This window comes from Rhodococcus sp. IEGM 1306, from assembly GCF_036541985.1.
GTDB lineage: Bacteria > Actinomycetota > Actinomycetes > Mycobacteriales > Mycobacteriaceae > Rhodococcus_F > Rhodococcus_F qingshengii.
Map to the genome: position 1 here is coordinate 159,802 of NZ_JAZHFF010000005.1, position 12,124 is coordinate 171,925.

12 protein-coding genes are annotated in these 12,124 nt (G+C 62.2%); 6 read left to right on the forward strand and 6 right to left on the reverse strand.

The genetic code is table 11. The features are described from left to right. Window positions 1–24: 24 nt before the first annotated feature. Genes V3587_RS16190 through yhjD form a run of 4 tightly spaced genes read left to right on the forward strand, consistent with a single transcriptional unit; the run spans window position 25 to window position 3,169 of the window. Window positions 25–528 (forward strand): ribonuclease domain-containing protein, encoded by a 504-nt coding sequence (locus tag V3587_RS16190; protein ID WP_283376949.1) that lies wholly within the window; start codon window positions 25–27, stop codon window positions 526–528. Next, on the forward strand, window positions 528–1,022 hold the full coding sequence (locus tag V3587_RS16195) for a barstar family protein (protein ID WP_030535081.1): 495 nt from the start codon (window positions 528–530) through the stop codon (window positions 1,020–1,022). Before V3587_RS16190 ends, V3587_RS16195 begins: the two co-directional genes overlap by 1 nt. Before the next feature lie 26 nt (window positions 1,023–1,048). Then, window positions 1,049–2,083, forward strand: a complete 1,035-nt coding sequence (gene trpS / locus V3587_RS16200; RefSeq protein ID WP_003941025.1) for a tryptophan--tRNA ligase — start codon at window positions 1,049–1,051, stop codon at window positions 2,081–2,083. Window positions 2,084–2,134: 51 nt separating this feature from the next. Further along, window positions 2,135–3,169 (forward strand): inner membrane protein YhjD, encoded by a 1,035-nt coding sequence (gene yhjD / locus V3587_RS16205; RefSeq protein ID WP_003940821.1) that lies wholly within the window; start codon window positions 2,135–2,137, stop codon window positions 3,167–3,169. Here yhjD and V3587_RS16210 read toward each other — a convergent pair. After that, the gene (locus tag V3587_RS16210; RefSeq protein WP_283376950.1) at window positions 3,166–4,476 is read right to left on the reverse strand and encodes a D-alanyl-D-alanine carboxypeptidase family protein; all 1,311 of its coding nucleotides are present in this window, start codon (window positions 4,474–4,476) and stop codon (window positions 3,166–3,168) included. The genes yhjD and V3587_RS16210 overlap by 4 nt on opposite strands. A gap of 103 nt (window positions 4,477–4,579) precedes the next feature. On the opposite strand from V3587_RS16210, the gene V3587_RS16215 reads away from it, so the two are divergent. Both V3587_RS16215 and V3587_RS16220 read left to right on the forward strand, forming a co-directional pair. Next, complete coding sequence (locus V3587_RS16215; protein WP_021343646.1) at window positions 4,580–4,978, forward strand: Rv0361 family membrane protein; 399 nt, start codon at window positions 4,580–4,582, stop codon at window positions 4,976–4,978. A 121-nt stretch (window positions 4,979–5,099) separates the two neighbouring features. Continuing rightward, window positions 5,100–5,672 (forward strand): dihydrofolate reductase family protein, encoded by a 573-nt coding sequence (locus V3587_RS16220; protein ID WP_007727376.1) that lies wholly within the window; start codon window positions 5,100–5,102, stop codon window positions 5,670–5,672. A gap of 62 nt (window positions 5,673–5,734) precedes the next feature. On the opposite strand, the gene V3587_RS16225 is transcribed toward V3587_RS16220, so the two are convergent. From V3587_RS16225 to iolD, 5 genes are read right to left on the reverse strand one after another with little or no spacing between them, the layout of a single operon-like run. Beyond that, window positions 5,735–7,240, reverse strand: a complete 1,506-nt coding sequence (locus V3587_RS16225) for a CoA-acylating methylmalonate-semialdehyde dehydrogenase (RefSeq protein WP_283376951.1) — start codon at window positions 7,238–7,240, stop codon at window positions 5,735–5,737. A 24-nt stretch (window positions 7,241–7,264) separates the two neighbouring features. Then, on the reverse strand, window positions 7,265–8,149 hold the full coding sequence (locus tag V3587_RS16230; protein WP_283376952.1) for a sugar phosphate isomerase/epimerase family protein: 885 nt from the start codon (window positions 8,147–8,149) through the stop codon (window positions 7,265–7,267). Further along, window positions 8,146–9,192: a Gfo/Idh/MocA family protein gene (locus V3587_RS16235; protein WP_283376953.1), complete on the reverse strand. Its 1,047-nt coding sequence runs from the start codon at window positions 9,190–9,192 to the stop codon at window positions 8,146–8,148. The genes V3587_RS16230 and V3587_RS16235 overlap by 4 nt, the downstream gene beginning before the upstream one ends. A gap of 26 nt (window positions 9,193–9,218) precedes the next feature. Further along, on the reverse strand, window positions 9,219–10,124 hold the full coding sequence (locus tag V3587_RS16240) for a sugar phosphate isomerase/epimerase family protein (protein ID WP_095969268.1): 906 nt from the start codon (window positions 10,122–10,124) through the stop codon (window positions 9,219–9,221). A 37-nt stretch (window positions 10,125–10,161) separates the two neighbouring features. Further along, window positions 10,162–12,117, reverse strand: coding sequence for a 3D-(3,5/4)-trihydroxycyclohexane-1,2-dione acylhydrolase (decyclizing) (iolD, locus tag V3587_RS16245; protein ID WP_283376954.1), 1,956 nt, complete (start codon window positions 12,115–12,117; stop codon window positions 10,162–10,164). Between the last annotated feature and the right edge of the window lie 7 nt (window positions 12,118–12,124).

The following is a 12,124-nucleotide window of genomic DNA, read 5'->3' on the forward strand; positions in this document are numbered from 1 at the left end:
ACGCGTATGTCTGAAGGTCTGAAAATGCCGAGCGCAAAGACGCGCAACGCCATCATCACCGTCGTGGTGGCGGTGGTTGCGCTCGTGCTGGCGGTCACCCTTTCTTCACGTGACTCCGACAGTTCGGCGTCGTCGGGTACGAAGTCCTCGAGCGTTCAGTCCTCGAGTGTTCAAGCCAAGCCTGGCGCCACCACCAAGGCTGCGCCGTCGAGTTCCGCTGCCAAGTCAACGCAGCAGACAAGCACCGATGCGCCGGCACGAGTGCTCGCCACGCTGGCGGAGATCGACGCCGGACGGTGGCCGGATTCCGCCAATGCGCCGGGCACCAAGGGCGGCATCACCTTCCGCAACAGCGAAGGACGTCTACCCGCTGTCGGTGCCGGTGGCGGACGTGTCGTCTATCAGGAATGGGACGTGAACCCGAAGAAGAACGGCCAAGGACGCGACGCCGAGCGAATCGTCACCGGCAACGACGGTTCGGCGTGGTACACCCTCGATCACTACGACACGTTTGTGAGGATTCGCTGATGTCCGACTCGTCTACGGTCAGCGTGGCGCAGTGGCTGGATCCGTCTTCGGATGTGGCTTCAGTGGCCCTGCAGAGCGACCCGGCCGTTGCAGATGATCTTGCACGTCAACTCCGTGCCGAGAATTTTGTCGTTCGGGTGGTTCGCGGCGAGAACATGCGAACAACGGCGCAGGTCTTCGACGAGTTCGCGGCAGCCTTCCAGTTTCCGTCCCACTTCGGGCGAAACAAAGACGCTTTCGACGATGTCATGCGCGATCTCGACGACGTCCTCGGACTCGGCGCCGGATATGTAGTTGTGGTCCGAGGCGCGGGTTCTCTACTGTCCGAGCAACAGGATCAGTTGGAGTGGTTCTGCGAAACGATGGACTTCTACGCCGAAGAATGGGAACCCGTCGTTTTCCGGACCGTCTACCAGTTCGGTGCGGAGGACCTCACCGCCCACGGTGAAGACCTCGTCGAACTCGACTACCCGGGCACCACGCCACTGCACTGATTTCCACTCGTGAAAAGATCGGAACCATGTCGACCCCTGCAGAACAGAAGCCCACCGCAAAGCCTCGCGTGCTTTCCGGAATCCAGCCGACGTCGGATTCTTTCCACCTCGGCAACTACCTGGGTGCGCTGCAGCAGTGGGTTCCGTTGCAGGACGATTTCGACGCTTTCTACTTCATTCCGGATCTTCACGCCATCACGGTGACGCAGGACCCCAAGGAATTGCGTCGTCGCACCAAGGTTGCGGTCGCTCAGCTCCTTGCGGTGGGGATCGATCCGGATCGGGCGACGCTGTTCGTGCAGAGTCAGGTTCCCGAGCACGCACAGTTGGCGTGGGTCCTGAACTGCATCACCGGTTTCGGTGAAGCCAGCCGTATGACGCAGTTCAAGGACAAGTCCGCCAAGCAAGGCAGCGACAACGCCAGTGTCGGCTTGTTCACGTATCCGGTTCTGATGGCCGCGGACATACTTCTGTACCGCCCGCAGCGAGTCCCCGTGGGTGAGGATCAGCGTCAGCACCTCGAACTCGCACGCGATCTGGCCGGCCGGTTCAACACCCGCTACGGCAAGGCGTTCGTCGTTCCCGAGCCGCAGATCATCAAGGGCACGGCAAAGATCTACGACCTGCAGGATCCAACCGCGAAGATGAGCAAGTCCGCTGCCAGTGCGGCCGGACTGATCAATCTGCTCGACGATCCGAAGGTGTCGGCGAAGAAGATCAAGTCGGCCGTCACCGACAACGAGCGCGAGATTCGTTTCGACCCGCAGGCCAAGCCGGGCGTCAGCAACCTGCTCACCATTCAGTCGGCTCTCTCGGGAGTACCGATCGAGACTCTGGTGGCCGGTTACGAGGGCAAGGGGTACGGCGACCTCAAGACCGATACCGCTGACGTGCTGACCGAGTTCGTCACCCCGCTCAAGGCGAAGGTCGACGGTTACCTCGCCGACGAGGCAGAGCTGGATCGCATCATCGCGGCCGGAGCGCACCGCGCCCGTGAGGTGTCTTCACGCACTCTCGCCGCTGTCTATGACAAGGTCGGATTCCTGGCACCGAAGGGCTGACTTACGCGAATTCGGACTCACGACGCCTGACCGAACATGAGGGGGACGGCAATGGCTGACACGGACGACGACGCACCGAGCTTCCTCGAGAAGCAACGGGCAGCGCGACCCTGGCTCGATCATCTGGTTCGCGCGGCCGGACGGTTTCAAGAGCAAAAAGGCGACTATTACGCTGCTGGTATCACGTACTTCAGCGTTCTCGCGTTGATTCCGATCATGATGGTCGCGTTTGCAGTGGCCGGTTTCGTATTGGCCGGGCATCCCGAGTACCTGGAGTCGATTCAGGAGCAGATCACCAAGAGCATTCCGGGCAGCTTGGGTGACACCATCAACACGCTGATCGATTCGGCCATCGACTCGCGCGCGAGCGTCGGAATCTTCGGTCTCCTGGGTGCCGCGTACGCGGGTCTCGGTTGGATGGCAAATGTTCGCGACGCGCTGACGGCGATGTGGGAGAGCAAGCGCGAGCCGAAGGGTTTCGTACGTACCAAACTGGGTGACGCAGGGGCCCTCGTCGGTCTGGCTCTCGCCATGGTCGTCTCACTGGGAATGTCGGCGCTGAGCAGTGGGCCGGTTGCGACTCAGATCGTGAAATGGCTCAACCTCGAGAACATCACCGGTGTCGGCGTGGGGCTCAGAGTCGTTTCACTGTTGCTCTCACTCCTGGCGACGTGGGCGGTGTTCCTGTGGGTGATCGCCCGGCTGCCGCGCGAGCCTGTCACGCTGCGTAGCGCTGCGCAGGCAGCGCTTATCGCCGCGGTCGTGTTCGAGATCTTCAAGCAGGTAGGTGCGATCTACCTCGCGGCCGTTACGAATGGACCAGCGGGCGTGGCATTCGGTCCGATCATCGGTTTGCTCGTGTTCGTGTTCACGGCGTCGCGGATGCTGCTGTTCTGCACGGCGTGGGCGGCGACGACCAAGGAAAGTATGGCCCTGGCGTTCGTTCCGCCGCCCGATCCCGCAGTGATCTCGCCGCGAATCGTAGTCAGTGACGGTGCTTCACCGTCTCGCGTGGCTGCGCTGATCGCCACGGGTGCGGTTGCCGGCCTGGGTCTTTCGGGCTTCATGCGTCGTCGGCCGCGCTAGCGCCTCCGACGGTTCAGGGCAACGGCTCCCGCCACCAGCGCGATCACCACTACTCCGCCGACCGCACCGATGAGTATGCGGTCAGTGGTGTCGGATTCGGCGTCGTTAGCGGTGGGTGCAGCCGAGATCGAGCCTGGTGCAGCGGCAGACGGTGTGCGAGTGACATCGGGCGAGGCATCGTCGGTGGATCGGTCCGTCAACGAGCCGACGGTTGTGCTCGCGGGGAGTGCATATCCGTAGTCGAGTAGACGGGCAGCTTGTTCCCACGGACGGATCGGCTTGGCTTCGCCGCCCATCAATGTCACCAGTAGTTTCCGGCCGTTACGCTCCGCGCCACCCACATACGTGTGGCGGGCGTCGTCGGTGAAGCCGGTCTTGCCGCCCAATGCGCCGTCGTAGTTGTAGAGCAGCTGATTGTCGTTGGCGAGAGTGAATCCGGGGCGGTCCTGATCGTCGGGAATCGTCGGATCCTTGGGGAAGCCGGGAAATTCGACGGTCTCGGTATGGATCAGACCGGCAAACGTCGGATTCTGCAGGGCGGTATGGAAAATCACGGCCAGGTCGTACGGCGAGCTGCTCATCCCCGGGCCGTCGAGTCCGGATGGAGTTGCCGTGCGAGTGTCGAGGGCGCCGAGTTCGGCCGCGAGCGCGTTCATTTTCGACACGGCTGCAGCGTCACCGCCGAGTTGGCGGGCAAGAGCATGCGCGGCATCGTTTCCCGACGCCATGACCAGACCCTGCATCAGTTGCCGGTTGGTGTACTTGCCGCCCTTTCCGATGCCGACAGCGCTACCTTCAGCGTCCGCGTCTTCGGCCGTTGCGGTGATTTCGGTGTCGAGATCGAGTTCGTCGAGCGCGACGAGAGCCAACAGCATCTTGATGGTGCTGGCCGGGCGGTAGCGACCGTGCGGATCTTTGGCGGCGAGAACCTCGCCGGTTTCGGCGTCCGCGAGTACCCATCCGGATGCCGCGATGTCGGCTGGGAGCGGGGGAGCGCCGTCAGGAAGTACGACGCCACACTCGCCGAGCTTGTCTCCACCGACAGGGCTTTCCGGAATCGGGACAGCAGTCGGGGCCGTAGATCCGGGCGCGGGTGCTTCGGAGAGATCGATCGCCGGTGCCGGGCTACTCGTGAAAGGGCAGCTGTCGGTGTTGGGTGTTGTGAACGGCGCTTCGGTGGTGGTGGGCGGCGGCGGGGCCGGTTGGGCGCCGGCCACTCCCGAGGTCCCTACGACACCGGTAAACGCAATGCTCCCTGAGAGCACTGTTCCGGCAACTGCCACTGCACACTTTCGACGCCACATCATCGATATACGAGGGTATGCGAACGTGAGGGAACGTCCGAATCGCCACGCAAGCAGAGGGATCGAAAACAGGCGATTCGGTTTGTACATCGGTCATAGTGGACGGATGAACTTCGCAGGCACGCGTGGACGCCAGACGCTCGCGGCAATGACGCTCGTTGGAGCATTGACCGCTGTCGTCGGATGTTCCGGCGATTCGGAACCGTCGGCCGAGAGCCAAATCTCTGCGGTCGTCGGTCAGAGTTTCGAATTCATGGCCGAAAGGGACTGGGAGGCAGTGGACAGCACTCAATGCAGTTCGATGCGCAGCGAGAGTCCGCGAGTCGAAGAGTCGCCGTTCGACGACGCACTTGCCAGTCTGAGGCTGGACGGAGTGGAGAACATCGTCGTGAACGGGGATTCGGCGACAGCCAACACTCGCCATTACAGCACCGAGGATCCGTCCGAGATGATGCGCGAAGACATCACGTTGATCAAGGAGAACGGTGCCTGGGTTGTGTGCTGACGTCTTTATGTGGTGACAATCGGAGATCGCCGCCGATGAGTTCCACCACCACGCAGAGTCTGTAACAGTGGGGTAGTCGGCTACTCGAATGGCGCACACGCACTGACGACAGGGGATCGGTATGGGCAAGATCGTGGTGACAGAATTCGTGTCTTTGGACATGGTGATGGAAGCTCCCGGTGGCGAACCGGGTTATGCGCACACTGGATGGGTCTTTCCGTACCAGGAGGGCGATCAGATGAAGTTCAAACTCGACGAAACCCTCGCCGCGGACGTCCTTCTACTCGGGCGGCGGACCTATGAGAGCTTCGCCGGTGCCTGGCCCGAGCGCGAAGACGACCAAGGCTTTGCGGACAAGATGAACGAGATGCCCAAGTACGTCGTCACGAGTTCGACCGAACCGCTCGAATGGAACAACTCGACGGCACTCGACGGTCCCATCGAGGAAGCCGTTCCGAAGCTGAAGGAGCAGATCGACGGCGAAATCCTGGTCGCGGGAAGTCGGACGCTCGTCCACGCGTTGTTGCTGGCCGGTCTGGTCGACGAGCTTCGTCTGATGGTCTTCCCGGTCATTCTCGGGTCCGGCGGGAGAGTGTTCCCCGAATCGGCCGACAAGATCGTCCTCGAGTTGAAGGACGATCGTCGGTACGAATCCGGAGTTCAAGTACTGACGTACCACCCCACGGTCACGTAGACCTCTCGAAAACATCTGTGGCCGAGACTCTTCGAGAGCCTCGGCCACAGATGTCTTGCCGGCTAACTGTTCTCGGGGAATCCGAGGTTGATTCCGCCGTGGCTGGGGTCGAGCCAGCGACTGGTGACGGCTTTACCTCGCGTGAAGAAATGAACACCTTCTGTCCCGTGAGCGTGGGTGTCACCGAAGAGGCTGTTCTTCCAGCCGCCGAAGCTGTAGTAGGCCATGGGAACCGGGATGGGGACGTTGATGCCGATCATTCCGACCTCCACCTCGTTCTGGAAGCGTCGGGCAGCGCCGCCGTCGTTGGTGAAGATGGCGGTGCCGTTTCCGTACGGGTTGTTGTTGATCAGTTCGAGGGCTTGGTCGTAGGTATCGACACGCACGACGGAGAGGACAGGTCCGAAGATTTCGTCGGTGTAGATCGACATGTCGGTGGTGACGTGGTCGATGAGGGTGGGCCCGAGCCAGAAGCCGTCCGGTCCACCATCGGCCTGAACTGTGCGTCCGTCGACCACGATCGTGGCACCGTCCTTCTCGCCGGCATCGACATAGGACGCGACTTTGTCGCGATGGGCCTTGGTGACGAGCGGACCCATGTCGGAGTTCTTGGTGCCGTCACCGGTGACGAGGGGAGTGGTGCGTTCGACGATCTTGGCAACCAGTTCGTCGGCGATGTCGCCGACTGCGACCAGGGCGGAGATCGCCATGCATCGTTCGCCCGCGGAGCCGAATCCCGCGTTGACCATTGCGTCGGCGGCGAGGTCGAGGTCGGCGTCCGGCAGAACGATGGCGTGGTTCTTGGCGCCGCCGAGTGCTTGCACGCGTTTGCCGTTGGCGGTGCCGGTGGCATAGACGTACTGGGCGATGGGGGTGGATCCGACAAACGAAATCGCTTTGACTGCTTTGTTTTCCAGAAGTTCGTCGACGGCGAGCTTGTCACCTTGGAGGACGTTGAAGACGCCGGGGGGCAGACCGGCTTCGGCCCAGAGTTCGGCGAGCCAGATCGCCGCGGTGGGGTCCTTCTCCGAGGGCTTGAGAATCACGGTGTTCCCGGCGGCGATGGCGACCGGGAAGAACCACATGGGGACCATCGCGGGAAAGTTGAAGGGCGAGATGATGCCGACGGGGCCGAGGGGTTGGCGGATGGAGTAGACGTCGACCTTGGTCGATGCATTCTCGGTGTATCCGCCCTTGAGGAGATGCGGTATTCCGCAAGCGAATTCGACAACTTCCTGCCCGCGGCTGATTTCGCCGAGGGCGTCGGAGAGAACCTTGCCGTGCTCGGCTGTGATGATCTCGGCGAGTTCACCTTTGCGAGCATTGAGGAGTTCGCGGAAGCTGAACAGTACCTGTGTGCGCCGGGCCAGTGAGGTGTCACGCCAGGCGGGGAAGGCCGCCGCAGTCGCGTCGATGACAGCGCGGGCGTCCTCGAGGTTCGCCAGGGCCAGTCGGCCGGTGATCTGTCCGGTGGCGGGGTTGGTGACGGTGGCGGTGTCCTCGGACGTTCCGGCGAACGGCTTGCCGTCCAGCCAGTGCGCGATGACGCGAGTATCAGTGCTGGTCATGGTATTTCCTAGTGGTCTGGTGACTCAGGAGTTCGGGGAGGTGTACTTGGCGACGTAGTCGTTCATCGTCTCGCGCTGGTACCGGGAAACCTCGTGCGCGTTTTCGTTCTCGGCGAAGACGCTCGACACCATCACGGTGTTCTCACGTTCGTAGAAGCCGAGTTTGCCGAGACCGCCGAAGAATTCGTCCCAGTTGACGTCTCCGTCACCGATTTTGAGATGCTGATGCACTCGAACGGCATTGCCTGGCGGGTTGGTGATGTAGCGCAGTCCGTGGGAACGGTGATGATCCATGGTGTCCGCCACGTGAACGAGTCGGACCATGTCGCCGGCGGCCTCCATGATGGCGGGAAGGTCCCCACCCATGTGGAATTGGTGGCACGCCACGATCACCATGCCGAGGTTCTTGGAGTTCACACCACGGATCGTGCGGATCGCGGCTAGTCCGTCTTCGACAAAATCGTCCGGGTGGGGGTCGATCAGGACGTCGATTCCCTCGCGTTCGATGATCGGAACCAGTTCCTCCATCGAACGATAGAACGCACGCTCGGACTCTTCGGCCTTTTCGGGGCGGCCGGAGAATTCGGTGTTCATGACGTTGACACCGAGATCGACCGTGATCTGGATGGCCCGCTTCCAGTAACGCACTGCTGCTTCCCGAGCGTCTTCGTCCGGACCGGACCACCGAAGGACCGGGAGCACCGACGCGATGCCGACTCCCGCACTCGCGCAAGCCTTCCGGAACTCGGCGACGAGCGCGTCGTCGGCCTTCGGGTGATTGAAGAACGGGATCATGTCGACGTGCGGTGTGAGTTGCAGGTACTCGTACCCGAGATCGGCAACAACTCGGGGAAGCTCCAGCAGTGAGTAATCGTGATGGAAAGGTGTGGGATCGAGTGCGACCTTCATCGCTGAGTTCCGGCCACAGAGTCGCGCGCAACCATGTCCACGGCGACGCGCTGACCCGTCTCCAGAGACTTCACACCAGCGGCGCAGACAGCGGCTGCGGCGTACCCGTCCCAGGCGCCAGGTCCGTCGACGTAGTTGCCGGTGCCGGCACCGATCTTCACTGCTTTGATCCATCGTGCGAACTCGGTGTCGTATGCCTGCCCGAAGCGTTCGCGGAATCCGGGGGTGATCTGTCCACCCCAGTTGCCGGGCTTCGTCTTTCGGATCAGGCCCACGTCGAGTCCGATCATCGCGCTGCCGAGTTCGCCGACAACTTCGGTGCGCACCTCGTAGGCGACTCCGGTGGTGACAAACACCTCGGCGTCGACGTGCCTACCGGATTCGGTCTCGAAGATCGCGATCTGTGGGTCTTGAATGCCCTCGGGTGCAAGCGAATTCACAGACGGCCGAATGATCTGCACCGAGGTGATCTCTTCGTCGAGCAGGAATCGCGTCACGTCGACCTCGTGGACGAGTGAGTCCTTGACGATCATCGCGCTGTCGAAGCCGTTCGGAACTGCAGGATTGCGGTGCGCGCAGTGCACAACGAGAGGGCGACCGAGATCGCCGCTGTCGATCAAATCCTTGAGCTGGGTGTATTCGTGATCGAACCGGCGCATGAAACCGACCTGGATCAGTTTCTTTCCCAGCGCTGCTTCGGCTTTGACGATCGCCAGCGAACTGTCCGCGTCGGTGGTCAGCGGCTTCTCGCAGAGCACCGGCTTGCCTGCTTCGAGACAGGCGAGTACCTGCTTCTCATGAGTTGGACCCGGGGTTGCGAGAACAACGGCGTCGACGTCCTCGGCTGCGATGGCATCGAACGGATCGACGACGACGCGTGACCCCGGCGTCAGGGCTGCGATTTCCTCGGCGCGTGCCAGCGAGTAGTCGTTGACGACGGTGACTCTGGCACCGCCGATCTTGTTGGTGATGCGGTCGACGTGATCGGCCCCCATGATGCCGACGCCGAGCACTGCGATCCGAAGATCCTGGTTGTCAGACATGCGGTGGTACTCCTCGATTGTGTTGCTCAGCTGAAACGGACGGCGGGGACGCCACAGGTGGACAGGTACTTCTGAGTGCGCTGTGCGATGGGCAGCGGTGTGTCGGGATGGCAGGGGTACATGTCCTGCTCGACGATCGCGAACACGTCGATGCCGAGCTTCTCGATGGCCTCCAGAAGCGGCGGCATGTCCGGGATTCCGCGCGGTGGTTCGATCATCGCGCCGAGTTTGACGGCTTCGCCGAACGGCAGGTCCTCCGCCTCCACCTTGGCGACAATCGCCGGATCCACCTGCTTGAGGTGCAGGTACCCGATGCGCTCCGGATGCTTGTTGATGATGGCGAGGTTGTCGCCGCCGCAGTAGCTGATGTGGCCGGTATCGAGGCACAGGTTCACGAAACGCTCGTCGGTACCTTCGAGGAACTTGTAGACGTTGTCCTCGATGTCGACATGGCTGTCGGCATGAGGGTGGTACTGCGCCATGACGCCGTACTCCTCGAGCATTGCCTTGCCGAGAGCATTCATGCCGTCGGTCTTCTTGCGCCACTGCTCGGGAGTCAGATTTCGATCTTCGAGTACCGCTCCGGTGGAAGGATCGCGCCACATCTCGGGGATGACCACTACGTGCTTGCCGCCGACGGCTGCGGTCAACTTGGCGACGTCCTTGATCTGATTCCAGACGGCATCCCAGGAATCGTCCTGGTGCAGGTGTTCGAAAACGGTACCGGCCGAAAGCTTGAGGCCGCGTGCTCCGAGTTCGTCAGTCAGCTTGGCTGGATCGGTCGGAAGGTATCCGAACGGACCGAGTTCGATCCATTCGTATCCCGACGCGGACACCTCGTCGAGGAATCGCGTGTACGGGGTCTGCTGAGGGTCGTCCGGAAACCACACACCCCAGGAGTCGGGGGCTGATCCGACGCGAATCGCGCTCATGTCTAGATTCCTTTCGCGGGCAAAGTCTGGGGTGTGGTCAGTCGGATGGACGGAGGTACGGTCGCTGAATCTTCTTCCAGGACTCGTAGGTTGTCCGGGCATTCTTGGTCGATTCCAGTTCGGAGGTGGCCGATACCGGTACATCCCACCAGGATTCGCTGTCGGGGGCGCCGATCAGCGGATCGGTTTCGACGTGGATGACAGTGCTGGTTTCACTGGCTTTCGCGACCTTGATCGCATCGGCGAACTCGGCAGCGGTGTTGGCGCGGATGACGTCGACTCCGAGGCTGGCGGCGTTCGCGGCCAGATCGACCGGGAGCACCCCTCCGTCGAGCCGTCCGTCATTCGAGCGGTAGCGATACTGCGTGCCGAAGCGCTGGGAACCGAGCGACTCGGACAGTGAACCGATGGAGGCGAATCCGTGGTTCTGCACCAGGACGACGATGACTTTGAGGCGTTCCTGCACGGCGGTGACCAATTCGGTGGCCATCATCAGATAGGAACCGTCGCCGACCATCACGAATACGTCGCGATCGGGGCACGCCATCCGGACGCCCAGACCACCGGCAACTTCGTATCCCATGCAGGAGTAGCCGTATTCGACGTGATACCCCTTGGCATCACGGGTTCGCCACAGCTTGTGGAGGTCACCCGGCATGGACCCGGCAGCGCACACCACGACGTCACGTGCATCGGACAACGTGTTGACCAGGCCGATGACCTGATTCTGATTCAGTGAGCCGTCAGCCGCGGGTTCGGCTGGGTTGTAGACGGATTCGACGATCGCATCCCAATTGCGGGCGAGTTCACCGATCCTGGCCGCGTACTCGTCCTCCACCCGGTAGTCGTTCAGTGCGATCGCCAGAGCGTCGAGTGCCTCACGAGCGTCGGCGACAACACTGACACCGCCCTGCTTCACCGAGTCGAGAGACGCAACGTTGATGTTGACGAAGCGAACGTCGGGATTGGTGAAGGCGGTGCGGGACGCGCTCGTGAAATCGCTGTACCGCGTACCGATTCCGATGACAACGTCCGCATCGGTGGCCAGAGCGTTTGCAGCGGTGGTGCCAGTGGACCCCACCGCTCCGACGGATTGTGGATGGTCGTAGACCAATGAACCCTTGCCGGCCTGGCTCTGCCCCACGGGGATTCCGGTCTGCGCGCAGAACGCTGCCAGTGAGGCGGTGGCCTGGCTGTAGATCACGCCGCCGCCGGCGACGATCAGCGGCTTGCGAGCCGAACGGATGATCGCGGCGGCGCGTTCGATCACCGATCGCTCGGGGAGCGGGCGGGCCACGTGCCAGACTCGTTCGGCGAAGAACGACTCTGGCCAGTCGAAAGCCTCGGCCTGTACGTCCTGCGGGATGGCGATGGTGACTGCGCCGGTTTCGACGGGGTCGGTGAGAACTCGCATGCCGGCCAGTAGAGCGCTCGGCAACTGTTCCGGGCGCCATACTCGATCGAAGTATCGTGAGACCGGTTTGAAAGCGTCGTTGACTGTGACGTCACCGCTCGACGGGAGTTCGAGTTCCTGCAAGACCGGGGCACTGGCTCGGGTCGCGAAAGTGTCTGCGGGCAGAAGTAATACAGGGAGACGATTGATGGTGGCCAGGGCAGCGCCGGTGATCATGTTGGTGGCGCCCGGGCCGACGCTGGACGAGACCGCCCACGTCTGCAGGCGGTCCTTCATGCGGGCGTGGGCGACCGCCGAGTGCACCATCGCCTGTTCGTTGCGGCCGAGCACGTAGGGGAGCGTCGGCTCACGGCCGGCGTCGAGATCTTGGATCTCGGCCTGCAGAAGTGCCTGCCCCAACCCGGCGACGTTGCCGTGCCCGAAGATCCCGAAGCATCCGGCAAACAGTTTGGTGCGCTGGCCGTCGCGTTCGGTGTACTGGTTGGCAAGGAAGCGTACGACAGCTTGAGAAACGGTGAGGTGTACGGTCGGCTCGTCGCGAGGTAGACGATTGCCGGTTGCGTTGTCGGTGGGTGCCACAGCTTTC

What these genes read in the sequence shown, in the direction of transcription:
- V3587_RS16190 (WP_283376949.1), top strand. Translation starts at nt 25, where the DNA reads ATGCCGAGCGCAAAGACGCGCAACGCCATCATCACCGTCGTGGTGGCG.
- V3587_RS16195 (WP_030535081.1), top strand. Translation starts at nt 528, where the DNA reads ATGTCCGACTCGTCTACGGTCAGCGTGGCGCAGTGGCTGGATCCGTCT.
- trpS (WP_003941025.1), top strand. Translation starts at nt 1,049, where the DNA reads ATGTCGACCCCTGCAGAACAGAAGCCCACCGCAAAGCCTCGCGTGCTT.
- yhjD (WP_003940821.1), top strand. Translation starts at nt 2,135, where the DNA reads ATGGCTGACACGGACGACGACGCACCGAGCTTCCTCGAGAAGCAACGG.
- V3587_RS16210 (WP_283376950.1), bottom strand. Translation starts at nt 4,476, where the DNA reads ATGATGTGGCGTCGAAAGTGTGCAGTGGCAGTTGCCGGAACAGTGCTC.
- V3587_RS16215 (WP_021343646.1), top strand. Translation starts at nt 4,580, where the DNA reads ATGAACTTCGCAGGCACGCGTGGACGCCAGACGCTCGCGGCAATGACG.
- V3587_RS16220 (WP_007727376.1), top strand. Translation starts at nt 5,100, where the DNA reads ATGGGCAAGATCGTGGTGACAGAATTCGTGTCTTTGGACATGGTGATG.
- V3587_RS16225 (WP_283376951.1), bottom strand. Translation starts at nt 7,240, where the DNA reads ATGACCAGCACTGATACTCGCGTCATCGCGCACTGGCTGGACGGCAAG.
- V3587_RS16230 (WP_283376952.1), bottom strand. Translation starts at nt 8,149, where the DNA reads ATGAAGGTCGCACTCGATCCCACACCTTTCCATCACGATTACTCACTG.
- V3587_RS16235 (WP_283376953.1), bottom strand. Translation starts at nt 9,192, where the DNA reads ATGTCTGACAACCAGGATCTTCGGATCGCAGTGCTCGGCGTCGGCATC.
- V3587_RS16240 (WP_095969268.1), bottom strand. Translation starts at nt 10,124, where the DNA reads ATGAGCGCGATTCGCGTCGGATCAGCCCCCGACTCCTGGGGTGTGTGG.